This is a genomic window from Streptomyces angustmyceticus (genome assembly GCF_040701845.1).
GTDB lineage: Bacteria > Actinomycetota > Actinomycetes > Streptomycetales > Streptomycetaceae > Streptomyces > Streptomyces angustmyceticus_A.
Genome location: NZ_JBFBHQ010000001.1, coordinates 663028 through 688340 on the forward strand (window position 1 = coordinate 663028; position 25313 = coordinate 688340).

Genomic DNA, 25313 nt, shown 5'->3' on the forward strand with positions numbered 1-25313 from the left:
TGTCGGGCCGGCCGGTGCGCCGCGGCTACTCCTGGAGCTCGTCCCGGACCGCCCGCAGGGCGGCCGACACGTGCTCCTCGGTGTGCGCCTTGTCGAGGCCGAGCCCGCTGAGCACGCCCTCCCCGTTCTCCTGCTCCAGCAGCGCCAGCAACAGGTGCTCCGTACCGACGTAGTTGTGGCCCAGCCGCAGCGCCTCGCGGAAGGTGAGTTCGAGCGCCTTCTTCGCACGGGCGTCGAAGGGCACGAGGGCCGGAAGGGGCTCGCCGGAGGGCTCCGGCAGCGCCTCGGCGGCGGCCGCTGCGGCCGTCTCCAGCTGTACGCCCTGGGCGACGAGCACCCGTGCGGCCAGCCCTTCCGGGTCGTCGAGCAGGCCGAGCACGAGGTGTTCCGTGCCGATCTGCGGGTGAGCGCCTTCGCGGGCCTTGTTCTGGGACGCGACGACGACGCTCCTGGCCCGGGGGGTGAACCTGCCGAAGTCCTGGCTCATGTCGGGCGCCGGCTCGTCCTTCGTCACGAACCGCTTCTGGGCGGCCTGCCGGGTGACGCCCATGGACTTGCCGATCTCGGTCCACGAGGCGCCGGAGCGGCGGGCCTGGTCGACGAAGTGGCCGATGAGATGGTCGGCCACTTCGCCGAGATGGTCAGCGGCGACGACCGCGCTCTGAAGCTGCTCGAGGGCGTCGCCGTGCACCTTCTTGATGGCCTCGATGAGGTCGTCGAGGCGGACGGGATTGTTGATCTGAGTCGGTTCAGCCATGAGGCAACCCTAGGTTGACAGTCGAGCGAGTGTCAACCCTTGGTTGACACTCGGGTGGCGCCCCTCGGAGCACGAATTCGGTGGCGGGCCCGGGCCGCCGCGGAGGAGCATGCACCGCATGAGCGACCAACCCGCGCGATGGAGCCAGGCAACCGTCCACCCCGACATGTGGACCGACCCGGACGACGACCCCCGCGACAGCGGCGGTCCGGGCCCGGACGGCGAACGCGCCACGCTGCACGACTACCTGACGAACTACCGCCTGACCCTGCGGATGAAGTGCGAGGGCCTGGACGCGGAGCAACTGGCCCGCCGGACGGTTCCGCCGTCGACGATGTCGCTGCTGGGCCTGGTGCGGCACCTCGCCGAGGTGGAACGGGACTGGCGCACCTGGATCGGCGACGGCGAACCGGCGGCGAAGCTGTACGGCGCGCGCGACGCGGACTTCGACGACGCGGTCGCCGAACAGGCCGTGGTCGACGCCGCGTACGACGATCTGGCACGTGAACAGGCCGCGACCGACGCCGCGCTGGCCGCGTACCCGGACCTGGGCGCGCGGGTGGGCAAGGACCGGATCGCGGTCCGGGAGCTGCTGGTGCACAGGATCGAGGAGTACGCCCGCCACTGCGGGCACGCCGACCTGTTGCGCGAGTGCCTCGACGGCAGAGTGGGGCAGTAGCCCGCCACCGGAGACCGGCACCCGCCGCGCCGGTCTCCGGTGACGGGGTGCCGGCCGCCGGGCCCGCGGTCAGCGAGTGGCCGGCTGCGGGGAGAACTCCCGCGGGCGGCCGCGGTGATCCTTGAGGCGGCCGAGCAGGCTCGCCGGGTATTCGATCAGCCAGTAACTCGCCGTCGCCACGGGCACCGCGGCCACGCACACGCCCAACAGGGCCCACGGGAAGCCCGACTGGGCGGTGGGCAGCAGACCGGCGCGGTGGCTCTGGAGCATGACCGGCTCGTGCCAGATGAAGAGGCTGTAGCCGACCAGTCCGGTGGGGTCAGCCAACGAACCGTCAAGAAGCCGTACCGGGCGGCGCGTTGGCGGACGTGGACGATACTGAGGATCAGCACCGTCCACCGGACCGAGGCGATCGGGTGGCAGAAGGTGAAGGTGACGTCCTCCGGGCCGGAGCCCGGGGACAGCGCGAACAGACCGGCCGTCGCGAGCGCGGCCGGCGGCAGCGCGGCGCGCGGGCCGAGCCGGCCCCGGTCACCGAGGGCGGCGATGGCGTCCGGCCGCGCCTGCCCATCCACCGGTAGACCTCGCCGCGCGGGGCGTGGCTCACCTCGTGGCCGGTGGAGCACAGGGTCCGGGTGAGCCGTTCGCGTCGGGGGCCGGGGGCGCCGGCCACCAGGACGTGACCGCCGCCCCGGGGCGGGCCGGCAAAGTCGTCGCTACCGTGCGGGGCCGCCTCTCCGGGAGCGGACGGGGGCACGCGGACGCACGGCTGCCGGGGCGGTCTCCGAGCATCGGAACGCACGAGCGCGTTCCCGCACTGATCGCATATGAGGGTCCCGTCCTGATGAGGGTCCCGTCCTGAGCGGATTGTGGGGGGGGAGGACCGAATGTCAGTAATGGTGGTCCGGCTCCGCGGAGCCGGGCCGGTCGAGAGCGCCGGCCTCGACGCTGACCGTGTCGCCACGCCCTCTTCCACGTAACGCTCTGATGACGTCCCGCCATCCGGGCGGTCTCCACAATTACTACCGCCCGGTAAGGGATATGGCTTCGGCTATACCCAGTAAGCGAGTTGATGCGTGAAATCGGACAGATAGTGCACATCTCCCGCGCATCCGACTCCGCACCCCTTGACCGGCTTCGGCTCCTGGGGGAACTGGAGATTCGTACCTATCGCCCATCTGTTAATCTGCCCGCTCCTGGATGTTCCTCCATGTCCCCTCCCCCCAAAGCGCCCCCCGTCCGCCGGGGGCAGCGAGGTGTCCCGTAGGTGTACAGCAGCACTCCCTTCTCCCCCGCAGAGGCCAGATCCGCGCGGGCCCGGGTGGGCCTGAGCACGGCTCAGGTCGCCCAGTCCATGACCGCGTGCGGCGCGCCGGTCCCTCCCGAGCTGATCGAGGCCTGGGAGTACGGCACCCAGGCGCCGTCCGAGGCGCAGCTGTTCGTCCTGGCCGATGTCCTGTGGTGCCCGCCGACGGTGCTGATGGGCGTCGAGCCCCGGACGCTGGCCGAGCACCGGATGGCCCGCCAGTTGAGCGTGGAGCGGCTGGCGCAGCTGATCGGCATGGACCCGGCCATGTACTGGGCGGCCGAGTCGGCACAGCAGTGGAACGGCGACTACCGGCAGACCAAGGCGCTGGTGGAGGCGCTGGGACTGTCGCTGCGGAAGCTGATCGGGGTGATGGGCCGCAACGACGACCTGGGCGGGCATCTCCGGTCGGCCATCGACGGGCGCTGGAAGGGGCATGTGGGGCCGATCAGCCAGATCACCACGCTGAACAAGACCCGGGTGAGCGATGCCCTGCGCACGATGCACGCGGAGTTCGCGGAGTTCTCCGAGCGCTACATGGGGCATGTGGTGGCGCGGAACGACGACTCCCGGCTCAAGGAGGTCGCGGCCGAGCGCTCGGCGTACCTGCGCCGGCTGGTCGACCACTTCTGGGACCTGATCGGGGATGCGGGCGAGGCGCCGCCGTTCAACTCGGTGGCCACCCACTGACGCGAGCGGCGGGGGACGGACACAAGCGGGCGGGGAGGGACCTGGATCAGGTTCCCTCCCCGCCCGCTCGGCGTCTGCGGTTCAGCGGCCGGGGGCGCCCCAGTCCGGGCCCTGCTGCGTGTGCGGGCCCTGCGGACCGGACGGGCCGGGCGGGGTGTGCGGAGCCTGCGGCTCATAGCGGCCCGGCTGCGTGTGCGGGCCCTGCGGCTCATAGCGGCCCTGCTGGGTGTACGGGCCCTGCGGCTCGTAGCGGCCCGGCTGCGGGTGAACGCCCTGCGGGGCGAACGTTTCCGCGGGAGCGTGCGGGCCGGCCGGCTCGGGCGCTCCCAGCGGCCCCGGTGCCCCGGCCGGCTCGTCGTCCTCGATCTCGTCCCAGTCGATCTCCATCGTGCTGCGGCGGGTGAAGACGTTGAAGAAGAGGTTCAGCAGGACGGCGGTGAGGCTGCCCAGCGTGATGCCGCTGTTGAGGACGGCCCGGACGTCCTCCGGCATCCGCTCGAAGAACGGTGCGACGGCGTTGGGCAGCAGCGCCGCGGCGAGGCTGACCGCCAGGATCAGGGCGTTGCGCTCCTCGCGCAGATCCACCTTGCCCAGGATCTGGATGCCGACCGCGGCGACCATGCCGAACATCGCGATCGCGGCGCCGCCGAGCACCGGGTGCGGGATCGCGGCCACCACGCTGCCCGCCTTCGGCAGCAGCCCCAGCAGGATCATGAAGCCGCCGGCCGCGACCACCACGAACCGGCTCATGATCTTCGACATCCGCACCAGGCCGATGTTCTCGGCGAATGCCACGTACGGGAAGGAGTTGAACACGCCGCCGAGAACGGTGGCGACACCGTCGGCGCGCAGGGCGTTGGCGACCGTGGCGTTGTCGATCTTCTTGCGGGTGATCTCCCCGATGGCGTAGACGTCCCCGGTGGTCTCCACCATGGTGATCAGCATGACGACGACCATGGCGATGATCGGGAACAGCTCGAACTTCGGCATTCCGTAGTGGAACGGCGTGCTGACACCGAACCAGTCGGCGTCCTTCACCGGGCTGAAGTCCGCGTCGCCGAGGAGCCAGGCGACCGCGGTGCCGGCGACCAGGCCGAGCAGTACGGCGAGGCTGCTCAGGTACGGCTTGCCGAGGCGGACCACGAGCAGGATGAAGAGCAGGGTGCCCAGCGCGTATCCGAGGTTCTTGAGGTCGCCGTAGCCGGGGTGCCCGATCAGCTTCGCGCCGCCGGCCGCGTCCTGGAGGCCCTGCGGGATGAGGGTGAGGCCGATGATGGTGAGGACGGTCCCGATGACCACCGGCGGGAAGTACTTCACCAGTTTGCTGAAGAACGGTGCGAACAGGAAGGTCGCTATGCCCGCGGTGATCACCGCGCCGTAGACGACGAGCAGTCCGGCGGTCCCGCCGCCCGCGCCCATGCCGATCGCGATCATCGGCGAGACCGCGGTGAAGGTGACGCCCTGGACCAGCGGCAGCCTGGCGCCGATCTTCCAGACGCCGAGGGCCTGGATGATCGAGGCCACACCACAGGTCAGCAGGTCCGCGTTGATCAGGTAGACGAGCTCCTCATGGGAGAGATCCAGGGCGTTCCCGAGGACGATCGGGACGATCACCGCTCCCGCATAGAAGGCGAGGACGTGCTGGAACCCGTAGAGGGTGAGTTTGCCGACGGGGAGCACCTCGTCGACGGGGTGGACCTGCTGGGGGTTTTGTCGGGAGACTCGTGCCATCTCTGCCTTGCCTTCGGGAGGTAGGTGAATAAGAAGGAACCGGCGCCGTCGCGTGCCGATGACGGACGGGCCGGCTGGGTCTTACAAAGCCGACGTCGGGCGGTGTCGCCGACACCACGTAGCCCTGCGCTGCACTTGCGTCCTGATTCGGCAGGACTTCCTTCGATCAGCGCCGCATATTCCGCTCTTTCCCTGGAATGTGCGGGCGGGCCAATCGGAGCGTTCACCTTAGTTGACCTGCGCCGTTTCTCGCGAGTAACCCGTCGTGTTCGCTCCCATAAAAGGGGATCATGTCCCGAAATCCCGTTTTGGTGAGGGAAATTGCCCCGCCTCGGCGAGGTATGCGACGGCCAGGCGGGAACGGACACGGGCGCGGGGCGGCGGACACACGTTGAGCGCCAATTGCCGACAAGATCAAGCCGGTGTTCCCGATATGCCCGAGAACGGACCCGTCCCCCTGGCACACTCCACTGCTGACATGCAGTGAAACGGAAATCGGGGGTGTGGGCGCCATGGCGCAGAGCAGGAAGGGCTACTACCGGGCGGGGCACTATGTACGGCCGTCGAGCGGCTCCCGACGGGCCAAGATGCCCGCGCTGTGGGTGCTCGTGGTCGGTGCGCTCCTGGTGATCGCCACCTGGAACACGCTCTTCGGGGGCGAGGACAGCAAGGCGACGCCCGGCCCGCAGCGAACGGCCCATCACGAGAAGGCCGATCCGGACCGTTAGTCACCGCCCTTGCGACGGACGACTCGGGACCATACGGACGCGGCGCGTCCACCGCGGGCCCTGCCGCGGTCCACCGCCGGGCTCGCGGGCCCGGTGGCGGGCGCCTCCGCCCGAAGACGCTCCCAGGCGCGTCGCCAGCCGTCGACCTGCTCGTCCGGTACCCCGCACGCGGTCAGGTAGATCCCCGTGGTCTTCCATGCCCTGGGAAGGTCCTTGCGGTTGAGGAGACCGCTGACCGTTCCGGCAGCGATCCCTCCGCCGGAGCGAAGGCCGACGGCGGCGTGGGTGAGTCCGCTCACGATGCGCACCTGCCCCAAGGCGTCGAGGAACCCCTGAGCCGTGTGGACGGCCGCGGGGTCCGGCCAGGAACGGAGCTCGGCCGGGCCGCCGCTCGCGTCGCTCCCCAGCGGGCTCCGGCTGAAGGCCGCGTTCCAGCCGAGCGCGAGTCGCCCGTTGCTGTTTCGTCCCCGGCCCTGGGGGACCGGACGGCCCTTCGCCGTCAGGGCGGTGCGCAACTGCCGGAGGACGGAGTCGAGATCCAGCTTCTCGGGGCCGCCCGCAATGCCCCTGCCCAGGATGTCGAGCAGTTCTCCCGTGAACGCCGTGTGCGTCTCCCCGGGCGGAGCGAGGGCCTGGCGGGTCTCCGAGGCCGCCGCCAGCAGGTAGGTCCCTTCCACATCGGCCTGGGCAGCCAAGTCGCAGGACCCCATCATGCCGAGGGCGAGGCCGCTGTAGCAGCAGTCGAGGATGACGACGGTGCGCTCCGCCGCCCCCTCCAGAAGCGCCCTGCGCAGCCAGTTGTACGGGATCCCCGTTTCCACCCGTTGCTGCCGGGAGCGCGGCAGCCCCAAGTAGAGCTCGCCCTCGGGGTCGACGAGTCCGTGCCCCGCGTAGTACACGAGCAGGGTGTCCCGGGCCGTGGCAGCCGCGTCCCGCAGGGCGTCCATCACGGCTTCCGCGCCGACCGGATCGGCGAGGACGGTGCAGTTGTCCTGCCTCAGGTTCCAGGACGCGGGGCCGCGGAGCGTCTCGGCAAGGGCGGTGAGGTTGTTGGCCACGGCGGGGAGGTCGACGAGGAAGTCGTAGCTGCTCGTCCCGATCAGCACCGCCGCCGAGGCGCCGGGGTCCGGCAGCACGCTCAACGCCCCGCGCCCTCTCCGCCCCCGTCCCGCTCCTCCTCCAGGAGGCGGATGATGCGGGCGATCTGTTCGTCGCTGCCATCGGTCAGGGCGTCGGCGAGGTCGTCCCGCCGGACCGTGACGCGGGAGGCTCGCGGACGGGTCCGCTTCCAGGCGGCGAGCGCCAGCACGAAGTTCGCCGCGTTCCATCCGTTGTCGGTGACCAGTTGCACGATGTCGGCCACGGACCCCATCCGGCCCTCCTGCGGGGGCTGCTCACGCAGCTCCAACACAGCGGAACGCCTGAGGTCAGGGTCCCTGCGAAGCCAGTTGAGCAACGAACGCAGCTCGTCGTCCGCCGGCTCGACACGAACCTCGATGCGCATGCCATCCCCCTCGTCACAGCACTTTCGATCACGGTGGTCCGACCATCGTCGGGCATACCGCGCCGGAAAGGATCACTTTCCCCCAACGGCCTTGCCGGGGAGCGGAATCAGACGCAGAGGAGGCCCTGCAGCGGCCGGATATCGCCGGCCGGATGCCCTGCGGTCCTCACCGGCTCCGGAGCTGCGGTTCCCGCGGCCCGGGTGAGGCACGACTACCATGGCAACAGAGTGCCAAGGTGGCATTATGTTGCCATATGTCGACGAGGGAGCGGGAGCGACGATGTCCGACGAGATGGCCCTGCTGGTGGCGGACGTGTTCGAGGCGGCGGGGGCGCTGCGCCGTTCGGGCGAGGCCTTTGCCGCTGCCGAGGGACAGACCCAGGCCCGCTGGCAGTTGATGAGCGCGGTGTCCGAGGAGGCGCTCACGGTGCCGCAGGCGGCCCGCCGCCTCGGCATCGCCCGGCAGGGGGTCCAGCGCGTGGCCAACGACCTGACGGACGCGGGCCTGGCGGAGTTCCTGCCCAACCCGGACCACCGCACCTCCCCGCTGCTGTCCTTGACGCCCGAAGGGCACACCACCCTGCGCAGGATCACCGCCCGCGCCGAAGCGGCCCACAGGGTCATCGCCCCGAAGCTTCCCGGGGACGACCTCGCCGGCGTCCGTACGCTCCTGCAGCGCCTCACCGAGGAAGTGCGGAACTACGGAACCGGCCCGGAGCGGGGCGGGAAGGCCGCGGCGGGGTGAGGGCGGGGTCGGCAGCGCCCCGGGCGGCGCCTCCCGCATCGCCCCGCCGTACCGCTACTCCCGTCCCACCTCGCCCGGATGGCGTACCCGTCGTGCCGGCAGGCTGCCGAGGAAGCCGGTGACCAGCCCCCAGACGAGGCCGACGCCCACGAGCCGGAGGAGTTGCGGCTCCAGGGTGACCTCGCCGCCCAGGTCGCCGCCGAGGTCGCCGACGCCGATCAGCGAGAGCCCGTAGTGGGCGGAGATGCGGGTGAGCAGGCCGACGATGAGCAGGGTGAGCGCCAGGGCGACGGCCATCTCGACGGCGTGCCGCCAGGCCGGCCGCCGGGCCGGGGAGCGGACCGCCGCGGTGAAGGCGGCGACGAGCAGCACCACGGCCGCCACCGGCACCAGGATCCAGGCCCGGCCGTCGTGCTCGGACAGCGAGCCCAGGTCGAGGGTCTGCTTCCCGTGGGTGCGGAGGATCTGGTCGAGGACGTGCGGCAGGGGCAGTCCGATGGCCTTGTCGACATGCCCCACCCAGGCGCCGCCGGTGCCGATGCCCAGCGCCATCCAGGTGAGGTTGGGCAGTCCGAGGAACAGGGCGGCGAAGGTGTCGGCCGGGCGGTCCTTGGTGATGAGCTCGACGATGCCGATGACCAGCCCGATCGCGACGTAGACGAGCAGCGTCAGCAGCATCGCGAAGGCGGGTGGCCGTACCGAGTCCTGGAAGCGCAGCAGCTGCGGGGAGAGCGGGGCCCGGCGCGAGACCACGAAGGCCAGGACGAGCAGCGCCAGCACCCACACCAGTCCGACCCCGAGCGTCGCGGGCACATCGGCACGGAAGCCGACGGTGGGGGTGGCGCCCAGTTCGGCGCCGAGCCGGTCGGCGAGGTCGTTGCCCACAAGGACCCGGAAGCGGTGCCGGGCGGCGAACGTGAGCAGCAGCAGAAGCACCAGCCAGCACACGGCCGTTCGGGCGATCCGGGCGAACAGTTCCCGGGTGCCGGCCACCGCCCGGTGGCGCAGCGGCCGCAGGAAGAGGACGGCGGTCACCAGCGCTCCGGCGAGCGTGACCGACAGCGGTACGACGTCCAGGGCGGCACCGGCCCGCGCCAGGCCGCCGATGTCGCCGAAGAGGCCGACCGAGCCGCCGGCCGCGACCAGCACGGTGGCCGCGACCACGGAGGGGAACGCCCCGCCGGGCAGGTCCGCCGCGCCCGCCGCCCACAGGCCGAGCGCGGCGACCACGAGCATGGTGACGATGCCCGCCACGGCCGCGCCGAGCGCCTCCGCCCAGGCCCGTAGGGCGGGCGGTACGCCACGGCGGCGTACCGGGCCCGGCGAACCGGCCGACGCGGCGCCTCGCATCTGGCTCACGTTCTCTCCTGCCGGTCACGGGACCGCGTACCGGCGGTCCGCCTGGAAGGACACGGTGGCCGCGGTGCGCTGCCCGGCACGGAGCCGGCCACCCTGTGCTGCCCCGCACGAGCCGGTACGGGCACCGCACGGCGGCGGTTCCGGTACGCGTCCCGCCTGCGCGGCATGCACGCACCACCGTAGACACCGGCGCGGCACCCCGCTTGCGGACGCCGCGGACCCGCCGGGCGGTGGGGGGCCGCCGCCGGCGGGCCGCCGCGTGCCGCCGGTCCGGTGCGCCGCCGCGTCGCCTCGCCGCTGCGCCGCGGCGGTGCGCTCCGCCGTGGCCCCGATATCGAACTGTGTCCTAATACACCGGCACCCCGGACAACCGCGGACGCGGACAACCCCTCTGCCTGTACGTGGTGGAGGCATGGACAGCCCACGACGGTCACCCCCGTACGGGGCCGTGCCCCGCCACTGTCAGTCGTTCTGCTCTGGAGGGAACCCCCGTGTACGCCGGACCACGCCGCCACTCCGCCCGGTTGATACCCGCCCTGATAGCGGCGGGCACGCTGCTGACCGCGTGCGGCCCGGGTGCCGACGGGCCGAAGGCGGACGAGCCCGCGGCGAAGGTGACCGTCACCCCGGCCGCCGGCACCAGCGCGGCCAAGCTCGGCTCGGAGATATCCGTGCGGGCCGACGGCGGCAAGCTCACCTCGGTCGAGGTCGAGGACGACAAGGGCGGCAAGGTCACCGGTCGGCTCGCCGGTGACGGCGTGTCATGGAAGTCGGACGGCAAGGTCAAGCCGCAGACCACCTACACCGTGCGGACCAAGTCCAAGTCGGCGCAGGGCACGGAGTCCTCGGCCACCTCGAAGTTCACCACGGAGCGGGCCGACAAGGTCAACAAGCTCACCAACACCCCCGGCGGCGGGCAGACCGTGGGCACCGGAATGCCGGTCTCGATCCTCTTCGACCACCCGGTGGCCAAGGACCGGCGGGCGGAGATCGAGAAGGCCCTGAAGGTCACCACCCAGCCGAAGGTCGAGGGTGCGTGGGGCTGGGTCAAGGACTACTCCGGCAAGGACCGCATCGACTGGCGCCCCAAGGACTACTGGCCCACCGGCACCAAGGTCTCCGTCAAGGGCGCGCTGTCCGGGATCGACTCCGGTGACGACGGCGGCTGGTTCGCCCGCGACTACAACTTCGGCTTCCGCATCGGCGCCGACCACAAGGCCGTCATCGATGTGCCCGCGCACCAGCTGACCATGTACGAGAACGGCAGGAGCGTCGGCACCATCACCGGTTCCGCGGGCTCCCCGCAGGACCCGACCCGCGGCGGTGTGCACACCGTGCGCAGCAAGAACGCGGCCGAGACCATGGACTCCGCCACCATCGGCCACGGCAGCGAGTGGATGCTGGACTCCAAGTGGGTCACCCACCTCACCGCGTCCGGGACCTTCCTGCACTCCGCCCCGTGGAACAAGTCGCTCGGCGTGGTCAACAACAGCCACGGCTGCTTCGGCATGTCCACCTCGGACGCCAAGAAGGTCTACGACTTCCTGTCGATCGGCTCCACGGTCGAGGTGAAGGGCACCACCAACACCAACAAGACCGACGTCGGCAACGGCCTGGAGGTCTGGCAGGAGAGCTGGCAGCAGTGGCAGCAGCGCAGCGCGCTGGGGCACTGACCGGGCGGCCGTCCGTCACCGGCGGTCCCTGCGGGGGCCGCGGGTGCGGGTGAGCAGCAGGAAGACGGTGGCCAGGACGGCGACGGCCTGGCCCAGGGCCGCGAGCTTCTTGTCGGCGCTCCAGTGCGGTTCGTACATGTCCGGCAGCGGGCCCGGCGCACCGACGTCCACGTAGGTGTACAGGAGCAGCAGCGCGAGTCCGCCGGTCGCGACGAGCCAGGCGAAGGTGTCGCCGCCCGGCCGCCGCCAGACCAGCACGAGCAGGGCGGCGAGCGCGGCCAGCGCGGCCTCGACGCGGAAGAGCATGCCCTGGCCGATGGTCGCCGTGACCCCGTCGTACCGGCCGGCGAGCCGGGCGTGGACGTAGGCGTCCAGGGCCAGGCCGGCCGCCGCCAGCAGCCGTGCGGCATCGCGGGCGATCCGGCCGGGCCGCCGCGGTGCGCGGTGGTCTGGTGCCACGGCTCCTCCAAGCCTCTCGGTGAGCGGCGGTGGCCGGTCAGCGGACGGTGAGCGTGGCCTTCATGTACGGGTGGATCGTGCAGGTGTAGGTGTAGCGGCCGGCCCGTCCGGGCGCCCGGAAGGTGGCGGTCCGGCCCGGCTTGATGCTGCCCGTGTCGAAGAGCCTGGCGCCGCCGGCCGTCACCGTGTGGGTGGTGGAGTCCTCGTTGACGGCGGTGACCGTGGCACCGGGCCGTACGGACAGGTTGGCCGGCCGGAAGGTGAAGTCCTTGATGGTGAGGCGCGCGCCGGCCGGTGTGGCGGTGCCGGTGCGTGGGGCGGGGGTCCGGGAGCGCGACGGGGCGGTCCCGCCGCCGGGGTTCGAGCAGTCGCCGACGCCCGCGGCGAACAGGGCGACGGTGGCCGCGGCGACGGCCGTCCTGGCGGTCTTCCTCATCGGGCGTCCGTCTCCTTCGGTCCGGCCGGTGCGGCCCCGTCGAGGCCGCACACCCCTCAATAGACCGCAGACGCCGCCACCCGGCCATCCGGGCGGCGGCGTTCGGCGTAGCGGGCTGGGCGGGACGGGCGGCGGGACCGGGCCCGTCAGCGGATCCCGTCCGTCGTGCGGCGGTAGGTGGAGCGGCGGTCCACGATCCGGTCCCCTCGGTCGCCGTAGACGTTCTCGGTGATGCCCGGCTCCCGCAGGAAGTCGTGCGGGAAGCCCAGCGGTACCGCGCTGCACCGGTCGAGCCGTGCCAGCGCGTCGGCGTCCAGCGTGACGTCCACCGCGGCGAGGTTGTCGCGGAGCTGGCTCTCCTTGGTGGCGGCGATGATCGGGATGACGTTGCCGGGCCGGCTGCGCAGCCACGCCAGGGCCACCTGCGCCGGGCTCCAGCCGCCCTGCTCGGCGATCTCCAGCACCGCGGTGACGGTCTCCTCCGCGTTGTGGTCGCGCCGGCTCTCCTCGCCCACGACGTCGCGCCGGCCCGGCTCGCCGCGGCGGTACTTGCCGGTGAGCCGGCCGGCCGCGAGCGGCGCCCAGGCCAGTACGGCCAGGTCGAAGGCGCGGGCCTGCGGCAGCAGTTCGCGCTCCGGCGTCCGCTCCAGCAGGTTGTAGCGCAGCTGCGAGCCCGCGAACGCGGTCCAGCCGCGCAGCTCGGCAAGGGTGTTGGCCTGCGCGATCTCCCAGGCCGGCCAGTCGGACACCCCGATGTAGAGCACCTTTCCCGACCGCACCACGTCGTCGAGCGCCCGCATCACCTCCTCCACGGGCGTGAAGTTGTCCCGTGCGTGCACCCACAGCACATCGAGGTGGTCGGTGCGCAGCCGGCCGAGGCTCTCCTCCACCGACCGGACCAGGTTCTTGCGGTGGTTGCCCGCCGCGTTCACGTCGCCCTTGCGGGTGGCGCAGGTGTACTTCGTCGCCAGCACGAAGCTGTCCCGGCGGCCGTCGAGCAGCTCCCCGAGGATCCGCTCCGAGGCGCCGTTCGTGTAGTTGTTGGCGGTGTCGAGGAAGTTGCCGCCCGCCTCCGCGTAGGCGTCCAGGATCCGGCCGCTGGTGTCCTTGTCGGCGCCCCAGCCCCAGTCGTCGCCGATGGTCATGGCGCCCAGGCTCAGCTCGCTCACCCGCAGGCCGGTCCTGCCGAACAGTGTGTAACGCACGTGGTTCCCTTCGCTCAGCAGCTCTCCGGTGGTGCGCTCACGCTAGGAGCTGGAGCGCGCTCCAGCGCAAGGCGCGGCCCGGCGGCGGCCGTATCCGGCCCGGTGGGGATCGGCCGGGCGGGGCGTTGACGGCGGGGGTTAGTGTGTGCGGAGCAACTGGTTCGCCCTGCCCGCCAGGCAGGCGCGTCGCAAGAGGGAACCCGGTGGGAATCCGGGACTGCCCCGCAGCGGTGAGTGGGAACGACCGCCGTCATACGCACTGGGCCCGGCCGGGTCTGGGAAGCGACGGCCAGTAGGTGTCCGCCCTTGGCGGACGTGCTCATGAGTCCGAAGACCTGCCAGTGCCCCCGCGCGACCGGTGCGCGGGGAGATCTCGGTGACCTCGAGGGCGGGTCGGCGGACATCGGACGGGTATCTCCGGCTCGTATGCGCCGGGTCCGTCCGGTTTGCCGTTCCTTCGCGCCCTCGGCCCGTCCCGGGGTCCATGGAGACATACTCGCGAAGGAGAGTTCCGTGACCAGCACGTCCGCGGCCGCGACCGCACGCGCCACCGTGCACGGCTACCCCCGCCAGGGGCCGAACCGTGAACTGAAGAAGGCCATCGAGGGCTACTGGAAGGGCCGGGTCGACGCCGACGCCCTGCGCGCCACCGCCGCCGAACTGCGCCGCGACACCTGGCGGCAGCTCGCCGGGGCCGGTGTCCACGAGGTGCCGACCGGCGACTTCTCGTACTACGACCACGTCCTGGACACCAGCGTGATGGTCGGCGCCATCCCCGCCCGGCACCGCGACGCGGTGGCCGCCGACCCCCTCGACGGGTACTTCGCGATGGCCCGCGGCACCCAGGACGTGGCGCCGCTGGAGATGACCAAGTGGTTCGACACCAACTACCACTACCTGGTGCCGGAGTTGGGGCCCGACACGGTCTTCGCCGCGGACTCCGCCAAGCAGGTCTCCGAGCTGACCGAGGCGCTCGCGCTCGGTGCGGCCGCCCGCCCGGTCCTCGTCGGGCCGGTCACCTACCTGCTGCTGGCCAAGCCGGCGCCCGGTGTCGCGGCCGGTTTCGATCCGCTGACGCTGCTCGACCGGCTGCTGCCCGTCTACGCCGAGGTGCTCGCCGACCTCCGGGCGGCCGGCGCCGACTGGGTGCAGCTGGACGAACCGGCCCTGGTGCAGGACCGCTCCCCCGCCGTCCTGAACGCCGCCGCCCGCGCCTACCGCGACCTCGGCACCCTCCCGGACCGCCCCCGGCTGCTGGTCGCCTCGTACTTCGACCGGCTGGGCGAGGCGCTGCCGGTGCTGGCCAAGGCCCCCGTCGAGGGGCTGGCACTGGACTTCACCGGTGCCGCGGCCGGCAATCTCGGGGATCTGGCGGCGGTCGGCGGGGTGCCCGGCAAGCGGCTGGTCGCCGGTGTCGTCGACGGCCGCAACGTCTGGATCAACCCGCTGGAGAAGTCGCTGGCCACCCTGGGGACGCTCCTCGGCCTGGCCGACCGGGTCGATGTGGCGTCGTCCTGCTCGCTGCTGCACGTCCCGCTGGACGCCGCCGCCGAGCGCGACATCGACCCGCAGATCGCCCGCTGGCTGGCCTTCGCCCGGCAGAAGACCGCGGAGATCGTGACGCTGGCGCGCGGGCTGGCGCAGGGCACCGGCTCCATCGGGGCCGAACTCGCCGCCAACCGCGCCGACCTGGCCTCCCGGGCCGGTTCGGCACTCACCCATGACCCGGCGGTGCGCGCCCGTGCCGCGGCCGTCACCGACGCGGACGGCCGCCGCTCGCAGCCGTACGCCGAGCGGGCCGCGGCCCAGCGCGCGCACCTCGGGCTGCCGCTGCTGCCGACCACCACCATCGGCTCGTTCCCGCAGACCGCCGACCTGCGCACCGCCCGCGCCGACCTGCGGGCCGGACGGATCGGCACCGCCGGGTACGAGGAACGCATCGCGGCCGAGATCCGGGAGGTCCTGGCCTTCCAGGAGAAAGCCGGTATCGATGTGCTGGTGCACGGCGAGCCGGAACGCAACGACATGGTCCAGTACTTCGCCGAGCGGCTCACCGGCTACCTCGCGACCCGGCACGGCTGGGTCCAGTCGTACGGCACCCGCTACGTCCGCCCGCCGGTCCTGGCCGGGGACGTCTCCCGCCCCGAGCCGATGACGGTCCGCTGGACGACGTACGCCCAGTCGCTCACCGACCGGCCGGTCAAGGGCATGCTCACCGGCCCGGTCACCATGCTCGCCTGGTCCTTCGTCCGCGACGACCAGCCGCGGGCCGAGACCGCCCGGCAGGTGGCGCTCGCCCTGCGCGACGAGGTCGACGACCTCGAGGCGGCCGGGAGTTCGGTGATCCAGGTCGACGAGCCGGCGCTGCGCGAGACGCTGCCGCTGCGGACCGCGGCGCGTGCGGAGTACCTGGCCTGGGCCACCGAGGCGTTCCGCCTGACGACCGCCGGGGTCCGCCCGGACACCCAGATCCACACGCACATGTGCTACGCGGAGTTCGGCGACATCCTGCGGGCCATCGACGACCTCGACGCCGATGTGATCAGCCTGGAGGCGGCCCGCTCCCATATGCAGGCGGCCGCGGAGCTCGCCACGGCCGGCTACCCGCGCGAGGTGGGGCCCGGCGTGTACGACATCCACTCGCCCCGCGTACCGGGCGTGGCGGAGGCAACGGCCCTGCTGCGCAAGGGACTCGAGGCCATTCCGGCCGAGCGGCTGTGGGTCAACCCGGACTGCGGTCTGAAGACCCGCGGCTGGCCCGAGGTGCGGACCGCCCTGCAGAACCTGGTCGCCGCGGCCCGCGAGGTCCGCGGGAGCCTGCCGGGCCCGGCTTCCTGACGGCGGGCGGGCCGGGCCGGCGCCCGCGGGGGTGCCGGCCCGGCCCGTGTCCGGGGCCTGGGCCGGGGCCAGGGCCGGGCGGCCCGTCAGGGCAGGTCGCGGCGCATCAGGTCCGCGTAGGTCTCGCGTCGTACGACGGGGCGGGAGCGGCCGTCGCGGCAGAAGACGACCGGCGGGCGGCGGGCCGCGTTGTAGTTGTTCGCGAGGGAGTAGGTGTACGCGCCGGTGACCGGGACGGCGATCAGGTCGCCCGGCCGCGGGTCGGGCAGGTACACGCCCGCGCTGAGCACGTCGCCGGACTCGCAGTGCCGGCCGACGACCCGGCACCGTTCGCCGGGCGCCCCGTCGGCGGGGGCGCGCACCCGGGTGGCCACCGCCGCCTCGAACCGCTGCCCGTACAGCGGAACTTCGAGGTTGTCCCCCATCCCGCCGTCCACGGCCACGAAGGTCTCGCCGCCGGACCGCTTGACCGTCACCACCCGGTAGAGCGAGACGCCGGACTCGGCGACCAGGGACCGGCCGGGCTCGATGATGACCCGGGCGCCGGCCGGCAACAGCTCGTCGGCCGCGGCGGTCAGCGCGTCGAGGTAGGCCTCGACGGTCGGTGGCCGGTCGTCGTACGTGTAGCGGGCGCCCAGCCCGCCGCCGAGGTCGTACACCGGGAACCGGCCCAGCTCCGCCACCGCCGCCACGGCCCGGACGAAGGGTTCGGTGTCGAGGATCTGCGAGCCGATGTGCACATGCAGGCCGTCCAGGCGCAACCGGGAGCTCGCGCGCAGCCGGGCGATCGCCTCGCGCGCCTGCGGCAGCAGCAGACCGAACTTCGATCCGCGCTGGCCCGTGGTGACCGCCTCATGGGTGTCGGGACGGACGTCGGGAGTGACCCGGACCAGGACCCCCTGCGCGCGAGGACGGGGCCCGGGGGCCTGCGCCATGAGGTGTTCCAGCCGGTCGATGTCGTCGAAGTTGTCGATGACGATCAGGCCCACGCCGGCCTCCACGGCGGCCCGGAGGTAGCTCTCCGTCTTGGCGTTGCCGTGCACGATCACCTGGGCCGGGTCGGTGCCCGCGGCGAGGGCGAGGGCCAGTTCGCCGCCGCCGGCGACGTCGACGCCGAGGCCCTCCTCGACGAGCAGCCGGTAGACGGCGGTGCACGGGAAGGCCTTGGAGGCGAAGGCCACCATCGCGTCCGGGCGGCGCGCGGCCAGACCGTCGGCGTAGCGGCCGGCCCGGTCCCGCAGCGCGCCCTCGTCGACGAGCAGCGCGGGGGTGCCGTGGCGCGCCGCCAGCTCCGTCACCGGGCATCCGCCGATGCGCAGCCCGCCGTCCGGGGCGGTCGTGGTGCCGGGCGGGAACAGGCCCAGCAGGGCGTCGGGCGACGGGGGGACGGGCGCCGCTGCGGTGGTCGCCAGGGCCATGGGGGTGCTCCTTGCTGGGGCGGGCGGGGCAGGGGGCGCACGGCGCGCCCACCGGGCCCGGCCCCGGATCGGCTCCGCACCATGCTGGTGCGCCTCCCCTTTCCCGTCGTTGGCGCGATCGCCTAGGGTCCGACCGTGGACTTGACGGATTCGCCGAACGCGCCCGGCCTCGGCGGCACCAGCGAGGAGCTGTTCGCGCTGGCCAATGCCGTGGCCGCGGTGATCGGCGGCTCGGTGGCGATCGAGGACCTCGACCACCGGGTGCTGGCGTACTCGTCGGTGCCGGGCCAGCGGATCGACGACCTGCGCCGCCGCGGCATCCTGGACCGGCGGGTGCCCGACGATCCCGAGCAGCGGCGCCAGTACCGCGAGGTGCTGGACGCGCCCGGCGTGGTCCGGCTGCCGGTGCTGTCCGGCGACGAGCTGCCGCGCGCCGCGGCCGCGGTCCGCGCGGGCGAGCTGCCGCTGGGCACCATCTGGGCGATCGAGGGCGGGACCCGGCTCGACGCGGCCGGCGACCGGGCACTGCTGGACGGCGCCCGGCTCGCCGCGCTGCACATGCTGCGCCGCCGCAGCTCGGCCGAACTCGACCTGCGGGCCCGCGAGGACAGCCTGCGGGCGGCGCTGCGGGGCGACGGCAGCGCCCAGGAGATCCGCTGCCGGCTCGGTCTGCCGGAGCACGCGCGGCTGACGCTCCTGGGCTGTGCCCCGGCCGCCGGCGGCCCCGACCGGACGGGCCCGGCGGCGGTCCGCCTGGACGCCGCTGCCGCCCGGCACTGGGCCGCGGTGCACGCCGAGGCGGCCGTGGCCACCGTCGGCCGCACGGTCTACGCCCTGCTGCCCCGCACCGGCCCGGACGAGGCCCGCCGGCTGGCCGAGCAGGCCGTGGCCGCGCTCGGCCGCACCCTGGACACGCCGCTGCGCTGCGCGGTCGGCCGCCCCGCCGACGACCCCGCCGAACTGCCCGCGCTGCGTGCGGAGGTGGACGACATCCTCCGGGTGACGACCGCGGACGACCGCGCCCCCCGCGTCGCGGCGCTCGGCGACGTCCACGCCCAGGTCCTGCTGCTGCACTGCGCCGACGCCCTGGACCGCCGGCCGCGGCTGCGCCACCCCGGTATCGAGGCCATGCGGGAGCACGACCGCGCCCGCCGCACCGACTACGCCGCGTCGGTCCTGGCCTGGCTGGAGGCGACCGGCAATGTCGGCGAGGCCGCGCGGCGCCTGTCCGTCCACCCCAACACCCTCAAGTACCGCCTGCGCCGCGCCCACGAGCTGTTCGGGATCGACCTGGAGCAGCCGGACGTGCGGCTCTCGTGCTGGCTGCAACTGCGGCTGACCGGCTGACGGGGCGGGGGCCGCCGACGGCGGCCGGACGCGTACGCCCGCGGCCGGCCCGGGGAACGCGGTACGGGGCACCCGCCGGACCTGCGGGTGCCCCGTACCGGAGGAGGCCGGGGGGGACGGCGTGCGCCGTCCGCCGCCTCAGCCCGTGATGATCGCCGGGTCGCTCACGCCCGGCTCACCGTTCTCCACATGGCCGGCGAACCGGCGCAGGAAGGTGCTGTCGGTGTCGGAGACGACCGACAGGTCGTACCAGCGCTTGCTGGCGCGCAGGTCGACCTGCTTCGTGACGGTGGCGCCCGCACGGACGGGGTAGGTCTCGCTCGCCCCGCCGTAGGCGTGGGTGACGGTGAGGTGGCAGTCGGTGCTGCCGTGGTTGGTCATGGTGAGGGCGACGCGGCCGGTCCGCGCGTCGTGGCGGGCGGTCACCTCGGGTCCCGCCTTCTTGCCGTCGCCCTTGAAGGAGCGCAGGAATCCGTTCGGGCCGTACACCGAAAGGTCGTAAGTGTCCTTGGAGTACGCGGTGTTCCAGGTGTCGGAGATCTTCTTGCCGGCCTCCGTGGTGTACGTCCAGGGGCCGTCGGTGCGGTTGCCGCCGGTGACGGTGAAGCAGGCGCCGGCCTTGTCGCCACCGCTGAAGGTGAGGGTGTAGCGCCCGGTGGAGGGGGTGGCGGCACCGTCGACGAGCGGCGCGTACGGCAGCGCACGGGACGGCCGGGAGCCCGCCTCCTGCTTGGGCAGGACGGGGTTGGCCGGCGGCTTCGGCACATAGCTGTCGTGACGCTCGTTGTCCGGCGGCCGGAAGCCGTCGGTGGCCGGGAGCTCGGCGGGCTTGGTGTTCTCCAGACCGAAGTCGAAGGCCGAGGTCAGGTCGCCGCAGATGGCCCGCCGCCAGGGCGAGATGTTGGGCTCGTGCACCCCGAAGCGGCGCTCCAGGAAGCGGATGATCGAGGTGTGGTCGAAGACCTCGGAGCAGACGTAGCCGCCGGTGCTCCAGGGGGAGACCACGATCATCGGGACGCGCTGGCCGAGGCCGTAGGGGCCGGCGGCGTACTTGGCGTTGCCGCCGAAGTAGTCGAGCGAGGTGTCCACGGTCGACCGGCCCTGGTCGGCGGAGCCCGGCGGGAACGGCGGGAGGACGTGGTCGAAGTAGCCGTCGTTCTCGTCGTAGGTGACGAGCAGGGCGGTCTTGCTCCACACCTCGGGGTTGGAGGTGAGCGCGTCCAGCACCTGGGAGACGTACCAGGCGCCGTAGTTCGCGGGCCAGTTGGGGTGCTCGGAGAAGGCCTCGGGGGCGGCCACCCAGGAGACCTGGGGCAGCTTGTCGGCCTTCACATCGGCCCTGAGCCGGTCGAAGTAGCCGTCGCCCGCCTTGGCGTTGGTGCCGGTGCGGGCCTTGTCGTAGAGCGGGTCGCCGGGCTTGGCGTCGCGGTACTGGTTGAAGAAGAGCAGCGAGTTGTCGCCGAAGTTGCCGCGGTAGGCGTCCTCGATCCAGCCCCACTTGCCGTTCGCGTCCAGGCCGTCACCGATGTCCTGGTAGAACTTCCAGGAGATCCCGGCCTTCTCCAGCCGCTCCGGGTACGTCGTCCAGCTGTAGCCCGCCTCCTCGTTGCCGAGGACGGGGCCGCCGCCCGAACCGTCGTTGCCGACGTGGCCCGTGTACATGTAGTAGCGGTTGGGGTCGGTCGCCCCGATGAACGAGCAGTGGTACGAGTCGCAGATGGTGAACGCGTCGGCGAGCGCGTAGTGGAACGGGATGTCCTTGCGCGTCAGGTGCGCCATCGTCCCGGCGGACTTGGCGGCTATCCAGTTGTCGTACTTGCCGTCGTTCCGGGCCTTGTGGCCGCCCGCCCACTCGTGGTCGAGGCCCTCGATGAACTGCATGCCGAGGTTCTCGGCGTCCGGGTGGTAGGGCAGGACGTCCTGGGAGCCGTCGGGCTGGTGCCAGACGGACTTCCCGTTCTCCAGGATGAGCGGGCGCGGGTCGCCGAAGCCGCGTACGCCCTTCATCGAGCCGAAGTAGTGGTCGAAGGAACGGTTCTCCTGCATCAGGACGACCACATGCTCGATGTCGTCGATGGAGCCGGAGCGTCGCTTGGCGGGGATGGCCGCGGCACGGGCGATGCTGCTCGACAGGGCCGAGACACCCGCGGTGGCACCGGCGATCTGGAGGAAACGCCGCCGATTCAGTTCAGGCATGGCTTTGGGGACCTCATGTCGTGTGGGGGAATGCGCGAAACAGGGAGTGTTGCTGTGTGGTGGTGCACGGTCGTGAGGAAACCGTCAGCAGAGTGTTCCAAGAGGAACGAGGCGCGGGGAAGGGGGGGTGTCGCAGGCGTGACATATCGCCGTACGCACGACGAACTCCCAGGCCAGGAGGGACACACGAGGATTCCGGCGGCGGGCGCGGCGGGCCGGGCGGCGGCCGGGGCACGGGCGCGGGCAGCCGGAAGCGGGACGGCTTCGCGGCAGGGCGAAGCGACCCGGGCAACGCGGGGCAGACCGCGGCGCGGAGCGAGCGGACGGCGCACCGCCCACCGGCAACGGCGCGGGGGCCAGGCTACGGTGAGCGGCGGCCGGACACCAGGGGCCGGACGGCGTTCGGCACGGCAGCGCGGCCGGACGCCGTCCGGCGCGGCGGCCGCGGCGCGGCCGAGGGGACGGCGGCAGGAAGCTCCGCGCGCCGCGGGGCCACCGGCGGCGGCGCGGCGGCGGTGCGGCCCTCAACTGCCGTGACATGCCGGGCCGGCAGGAGCGCGGGCGGCGGCGGGCACGGGCGACGGTGCGCACGGGGTGCCCGTGGGAGGCCCGGCGGACGGCGGCCCGCCGGCGGGGCGTGACACGGAGGGGCGTCGGCGCCTCGCCGGCTCCGTCAGGTGGCGCCGGTGCGTCGGGTGGGTGAAGGGCGCGTCGACGTGTCCTCGACGCGCCGGAGGCGAAACGTCGGACGAGCGCGGGCCGGGAGGCGTCGGACGAGCGCCGTCAGGCGAACACCGTCAGACGAGCGCGGCCGTGGAGGACGGCGCCGGGGCGGTCTCGGCAGCGGTGGCCGCGGCGGCCTCGGGCACGGGCTCGACGAGCGGCTCGACCGGAACCGCCGGAGGAACCGCCGGCTGGCTCTTCGCGTCGGGCACGCTGCGCAGCGGGGTGCGGCTGGTCAGCCGGGCCCTGCGGGTCGCCTCGACCCGGCGGGTGAACCAGATGACCTTGCCGTCCGGGGTGCCGCAGGTGCCCCAACTGTCGCTCAGTGCCGCCACCGTGGCGAGTCCGCCACCGGCGGCCGAGAGCAGTTTCGGCAGCCGCGGGCCCTCGTCGGCGACGGACGCGGTGAGGTGGCGGCCGCTCCAGCGGAGCTCGACGACGCACTTGGCGTCCGGGCCGATATGGCGGTGGACGTTGGTCAGGAGTTCCGCCACTCCCCGGCATACGGGCGGGATATGCAGTTCGAGATCCCAGTACCGCAGGTGCGCGGCGAGGATTCGCCGGATCTGCGGCACACGCTCCGCCGAAGCATGCAGTTCGACCGTGTAGTGCCGGTCGCTGGGAAGTGTCATGTCGTGGCTCCTCACCGCGAGGCTCACGCCCTTCACCTCGTTGGACCAACGAACCCCGAAACACGAAGAGTGAGCATTTATCACGTATGGGTCATTTGTCATGGTGACCCCGCGCGGCGGGTTCCGCAACAGATCATCGGGACTCCAGCCGGAGCTCGACCTCCTTCTCCTGGTCGCCGGCGGCCGTGCCGAGGACATGCACCGTGAACGCGGATTCCAGGCCCTTGCACAGCTGGTCGACGGCCCAGTAGCCGCCTTGGAGGCTGACCAGGACGGGGGCGGTCAGCCGGCGGGGCTCGGCCGCCGACTTGAGGTCGCTCACGTCGAACGTCGAGGTCCACACGGTCGAGCCCGGCCCGGCGACCTCCTCGGGTACGTCGTCCGCGGCCCGGTCGGAGCTGAACGAGGTGCGCAGCGCGCTGAAGACGGCGTGCGCGTCCTGCGTCGCGCAGCTCTCCAGCTCCACCACCACCTCGGCCGATACGTGTTGCGTGCCTGCCGGTTTCGCGCTGTTCACTGTGGGACCTTCCTCTGCGGCCGTCCTCCGGAAGCCGAACGCTTCCAGGCTCGCCCGGCCGACCGGTGTGTGCGACCGGAGACCGCACGAAGGGGGTGCAGGGGCGCGGCCGCACCCCGGAGCCGATGGCCCGGCGGGCGGCCCGCGGACCGGCCGGGTGCGGCCGACCGCGAAGACCGGGCCCCTTCGGCACCCGGGTGAACCCTCGGCGCACGGCGGCCGGGTGGGGAGGGCCGGCAGACGATCGGGGCCGCGGAGTGACGATCACGCGCCGGGCGGGGCGGCGGTGAAGGCGACCTCGGCGGCCCGCGCGACGATCTCGGCCTCGTCCCCCAGGGCCCACTCCGCCGCCCGGGAGGACTGGGCGGCCGGCACGCTCTCGCTGATGCCGGGGGCCGCGGGAATGTCGTAGGTGGCGTGCGCGTCGTGCGGCAGGACGACACGGAAGCCGCGGGCCAGGGCCGTACGGGCGGTGGCGCTCACGCACATCTCGGAGAGCAGCCCGCACAGTGCCAGCGCCTCGACGCCCGCGTCGGCGAGCAGGGCGCCGAGCGGGGTGCCGTCGAAGCCGTCGTCCTCGGTCTTGCGGACCACGGTCTCGCGGGGTCCGGGCACCACGGGCAGCCGGAGCCGCCAGCCGGGCGTGTACGGCTCGTCGGCGGTCCCGGGGGCGCCGTCGTTCTGCAGATGGACGACGAGGGCGCCCGCGGCGCGGGCCCGGGCGAGCAGGTCACGGCTCCGGTCGAGCACCCGCGCGGCGTCGGGCACCGCCTCGTCGCCCGCGACGAACGCCGTCTGGAGGTCGACGAGCAGCAGCGCCTCGACGGGGCGGACCGCTGCCCCGGCCGGGGGCGTGCTCCCGGCGGCGGGGACGGGGACAGGGGCGGCGGTCTCCGTCCCGGTCCCGGGCTCGGCCCCGGTCCCGGCGACCGTGGCCGTCATCGGCTGGTGCGCAGTCATACGGACCATGGTGCGGGCCGGGCCGGCCGGTGATCATCCGCCGGGACGGAATCCGGACACGCGCCGCTGAGCCGTCCGGGCCCCCGTGATTGCCATGGGCCTCGGCCTGGACGGATCATCCGGTACGGGACGCCGTACGCGCGTACGGGGGTACGTACGGAAGTACGGGGACGACCGGACACGGACGACGCGAGGAGAGTCACCCATGGGACCAGCCACCGTCGACGGCCGCTGCGCGCCGGGCTTCGCCGGCGTACGGGAAGCGTTCGAGCGGAACTTCCGCGAGCACGGTGACATCGGCGCGGCGGTGGCGGTGACCGTGGACGGCGAGGCGGTGGTCGACCTGTGGGGCGGCCATGCGGACGCCGCCGGGACCCGCACCTGGGAGCGCGACACCCTCGTCAATGTCTATTCGACGTCCAAGGGGATGACCGCGCTGTGCGCGCATCTTCTCGTGGACCGCGGCGAGTTGGACCTCGATGCGCCGGTGGCGCGGTACTGGCCCGAGTTCGGGCAGGCCGGCAAGCAGGACATACCCGTGCGCTGGCTGCTCAGCCACCGCGCCGGCCTGATCGCGCCCCGTGAGCCGCTCCCCCCGGGGTGCGCCTACGACTGGGAGGCGGTGTGCGCCGCCCTGGCGGCGGCCCCGCCGTGGTGGGAGCCGGGCACCGCGCAGGGCTACCACGCGGTGACGTTCGGCTACCTGGTGGGCGAGGTCGTCCGGCGGATCACCGGGCAGTCCCTCGGCGCGTTCCTGCGCAGCGAGATCACCGGGCCGCTGGGCGCCGGGGTGTTCATCGGCACCCCCGCCGAGGAGCACGCCCGCTGCGCGGACATGGTCGGGCAGCTGGACGAGGCGCGGCTCGCGGCGCAGTTCCCCGGCGGCGTGCCCCGGCCGCCCTTCCGCGCGCTGTCCGACCATCCGCTGGCCGTGGTGATGCTGGCGCTGACGTCCATCCCCACCGGCGACGTCAACAGCGCCGCCTACCGGTCGGCCGAGATCCCGGCGGGCAACGCCCACGCCGGCGCCCGCGGGCTGGCGACCGTGTACGGCGCACTGGCGGGCGGCGAGCTCGTCGGGCCCGCCACCCTGGAGGCGATGCGCCGTTCGCAGAGCCTGCCGGGCGAGCGTGATCTGACGATGGACGCGCTCGCCCCGGCGGGCCGCGAACACCGCTGGGGCCTGGGCTACATGCTCAACCACCAGGGCCAGGCGGGCCCCAATCCGCGGGCGTTCGGGCACGGTGGCGCGGGCGGCTCGTTCGCCTTCGCCGATCCGGAGAACCGGCTGTCGTTCGCGTACACCATGAACAAGTACGGCGGGGGCACGACGGGCGACGATCCGCGCAACCGCGGCCTGGTCCGGGCGGTGTACCGGGCCCTGGCGGAGACCCGGCGGTGAGGGGGCGG

22 protein-coding genes and 1 riboswitch are annotated in these 25313 nt (G+C 73.0%); of the genes, 8 read left to right on the top strand and 14 right to left on the bottom strand.

Going from position 1 to position 25313, the window contains the following annotated elements; translation table 11 throughout:
* Positions 1 to 25 precede the first annotated feature (25 nt).
* Positions 26 to 757: a Clp protease N-terminal domain-containing protein gene (locus AB0411_RS02820; RefSeq protein WP_366415375.1), complete on the bottom strand. Its 732-nt coding sequence runs from the start codon at positions 755 to 757 to the stop codon at positions 26 to 28.
* A 109-nt stretch (positions 758 to 866) separates the two neighbouring features.
* On the opposite strand from AB0411_RS02820, the gene AB0411_RS02825 reads away from it, so the two are divergent.
* Positions 867 to 1436: a mycothiol transferase gene (locus AB0411_RS02825; protein WP_366415376.1), complete on the top strand. Its 570-nt coding sequence runs from the start codon at positions 867 to 869 to the stop codon at positions 1434 to 1436.
* Between the two features lie 69 nt (positions 1437 to 1505).
* Here the strand turns inward: AB0411_RS02825 and AB0411_RS02830 are convergent, their stop codons facing one another.
* Positions 1506 to 1763 (bottom strand): hypothetical protein, encoded by a 258-nt coding sequence (locus AB0411_RS02830; protein ID WP_366415377.1) that lies wholly within the window; start codon positions 1761 to 1763, stop codon positions 1506 to 1508.
* A gap of 1027 nt (positions 1764 to 2790) precedes the next feature.
* On the opposite strand from AB0411_RS02830, the gene AB0411_RS02835 reads away from it, so the two are divergent.
* Positions 2791 to 3432 carry a helix-turn-helix domain-containing protein gene (locus AB0411_RS02835; RefSeq protein ID WP_366415627.1) on the top strand — a complete coding sequence of 214 codons (642 nt, stop codon included), beginning with the start codon at positions 2791 to 2793 and terminating at the stop codon, positions 3430 to 3432.
* An 81-nt stretch (positions 3433 to 3513) separates the two neighbouring features.
* Here AB0411_RS02835 and AB0411_RS02840 read toward each other — a convergent pair whose 3' ends face one another.
* A complete protein-coding gene (locus tag AB0411_RS02840) occupies positions 3514 to 5163 on the bottom strand; it encodes a nucleobase:cation symporter-2 family protein (protein ID WP_366415378.1) in 1650 nt (549 codons plus the stop codon).
* Positions 5164 to 5675: 512 nt separating this feature from the next.
* Between AB0411_RS02840 and AB0411_RS02845 the strand changes: the two genes are divergently transcribed.
* Positions 5676 to 5891: a hypothetical protein gene (locus tag AB0411_RS02845; RefSeq protein WP_366415379.1), complete on the top strand. Its 216-nt coding sequence runs from the start codon at positions 5676 to 5678 to the stop codon at positions 5889 to 5891.
* On the opposite strand, the gene AB0411_RS02850 is transcribed toward AB0411_RS02845, so the two are convergent.
* Together AB0411_RS02850 and AB0411_RS02855 are read right to left on the bottom strand one after the other, a co-directional pair.
* A complete protein-coding gene (locus tag AB0411_RS02850) occupies positions 5888 to 7027 on the bottom strand; it encodes a caspase family protein (protein WP_366415628.1) in 1140 nt (379 codons plus the stop codon). The two genes, AB0411_RS02845 and AB0411_RS02850, sit on opposite strands and share 4 nt — an antisense overlap.
* Before the next feature lie 2 nt (positions 7028 to 7029).
* Complete coding sequence (locus AB0411_RS02855) at positions 7030 to 7395, bottom strand: effector-associated constant component EACC1 (RefSeq protein WP_366415380.1); 366 nt, start codon at positions 7393 to 7395, stop codon at positions 7030 to 7032.
* Between the two features lie 244 nt (positions 7396 to 7639).
* Between AB0411_RS02855 and AB0411_RS02860 the strand changes: the two genes are divergently transcribed.
* Positions 7640 to 8140, top strand: coding sequence for a MarR family winged helix-turn-helix transcriptional regulator (locus AB0411_RS02860; protein WP_366415381.1), 501 nt, complete (start codon positions 7640 to 7642; stop codon positions 8138 to 8140).
* A gap of 54 nt (positions 8141 to 8194) precedes the next feature.
* On the opposite strand, the gene AB0411_RS02865 is transcribed toward AB0411_RS02860, so the two are convergent.
* Complete coding sequence (locus AB0411_RS02865) at positions 8195 to 9490, bottom strand: streptophobe family protein (RefSeq protein WP_403145335.1); 1296 nt, start codon at positions 9488 to 9490, stop codon at positions 8195 to 8197.
* Between the two features lie 500 nt (positions 9491 to 9990).
* Between AB0411_RS02865 and AB0411_RS02870 the strand changes: the two genes are divergently transcribed.
* Positions 9991 to 11172 (top strand): L,D-transpeptidase family protein, encoded by a 1182-nt coding sequence (locus AB0411_RS02870; protein ID WP_366415383.1) that lies wholly within the window; start codon positions 9991 to 9993, stop codon positions 11170 to 11172.
* A 15-nt stretch (positions 11173 to 11187) separates the two neighbouring features.
* Here AB0411_RS02870 and AB0411_RS02875 read toward each other — a convergent pair whose 3' ends face one another.
* The 3 genes from AB0411_RS02875 to AB0411_RS02885 all read right to left on the bottom strand — a co-directional run bounded on the left by AB0411_RS02875 (position 11188) and on the right by AB0411_RS02885 (position 13272).
* The gene (locus tag AB0411_RS02875; protein ID WP_366415384.1) at positions 11188 to 11631 is read right to left on the bottom strand and encodes a hypothetical protein; all 444 of its coding nucleotides are present in this window, start codon (positions 11629 to 11631) and stop codon (positions 11188 to 11190) included.
* Between the two features lie 37 nt (positions 11632 to 11668).
* Positions 11669 to 12067 carry a cupredoxin domain-containing protein gene (locus AB0411_RS02880; RefSeq protein WP_366415386.1) on the bottom strand — a complete coding sequence of 133 codons (399 nt, stop codon included), beginning with the start codon at positions 12065 to 12067 and terminating at the stop codon, positions 11669 to 11671.
* Between the two features lie 146 nt (positions 12068 to 12213).
* Positions 12214 to 13272, bottom strand: coding sequence for an aldo/keto reductase (locus AB0411_RS02885; protein ID WP_366415387.1), 1059 nt, complete (start codon positions 13270 to 13272; stop codon positions 12214 to 12216).
* A gap of 140 nt (positions 13273 to 13412) precedes the next feature.
* A riboswitch (cobalamin riboswitch) is annotated at positions 13413 to 13629 on the top strand.
* Between the two features lie 156 nt (positions 13630 to 13785).
* Here AB0411_RS02885 and metE point away from each other — a divergent pair.
* A complete protein-coding gene (metE, locus tag AB0411_RS02890; protein WP_366415388.1) occupies positions 13786 to 16110 on the top strand; it encodes a 5-methyltetrahydropteroyltriglutamate--homocysteine S-methyltransferase in 2325 nt (774 codons plus the stop codon).
* 86 nt (positions 16111 to 16196) lie between these two features.
* Here metE and lysA read toward each other — a convergent pair whose 3' ends face one another.
* Positions 16197 to 17528, bottom strand: coding sequence for a diaminopimelate decarboxylase (gene lysA / locus AB0411_RS02895; RefSeq protein ID WP_366415389.1), 1332 nt, complete (start codon positions 17526 to 17528; stop codon positions 16197 to 16199).
* A gap of 135 nt (positions 17529 to 17663) precedes the next feature.
* Here lysA and AB0411_RS02900 point away from each other — a divergent pair, with 135 nt between their 5' ends.
* Entirely contained in the window at positions 17664 to 18875 is a 1212-nt protein-coding gene (locus AB0411_RS02900) for a PucR family transcriptional regulator (RefSeq protein WP_366415390.1), read from the top strand.
* A 138-nt stretch (positions 18876 to 19013) separates the two neighbouring features.
* Here AB0411_RS02900 and AB0411_RS02905 read toward each other — a convergent pair whose 3' ends face one another.
* From AB0411_RS02905 to AB0411_RS02920, 4 genes are all read right to left on the bottom strand, one after another.
* Positions 19014 to 21071, bottom strand: coding sequence for a phosphocholine-specific phospholipase C (locus AB0411_RS02905; RefSeq protein ID WP_366415391.1), 2058 nt, complete (start codon positions 21069 to 21071; stop codon positions 19014 to 19016).
* A gap of 797 nt (positions 21072 to 21868) precedes the next feature.
* The gene (locus AB0411_RS02910) at positions 21869 to 22426 is read right to left on the bottom strand and encodes an ATP-binding protein (RefSeq protein WP_366415392.1); all 558 of its coding nucleotides are present in this window, start codon (positions 22424 to 22426) and stop codon (positions 21869 to 21871) included.
* A gap of 133 nt (positions 22427 to 22559) precedes the next feature.
* A complete protein-coding gene (locus AB0411_RS02915) occupies positions 22560 to 22943 on the bottom strand; it encodes a hypothetical protein (RefSeq protein WP_366415393.1) in 384 nt (127 codons plus the stop codon).
* 264 nt (positions 22944 to 23207) lie between these two features.
* Positions 23208 to 23903 (bottom strand): isochorismatase family protein, encoded by a 696-nt coding sequence (locus tag AB0411_RS02920; RefSeq protein WP_366415395.1) that lies wholly within the window; start codon positions 23901 to 23903, stop codon positions 23208 to 23210.
* Between the two features lie 205 nt (positions 23904 to 24108).
* Between AB0411_RS02920 and AB0411_RS02925 the strand changes: the two genes are divergently transcribed.
* Positions 24109 to 25305, top strand: coding sequence for a serine hydrolase domain-containing protein (locus tag AB0411_RS02925; RefSeq protein ID WP_366415396.1), 1197 nt, complete (start codon positions 24109 to 24111; stop codon positions 25303 to 25305).
* Positions 25306 to 25313 lie beyond the last annotated feature (8 nt).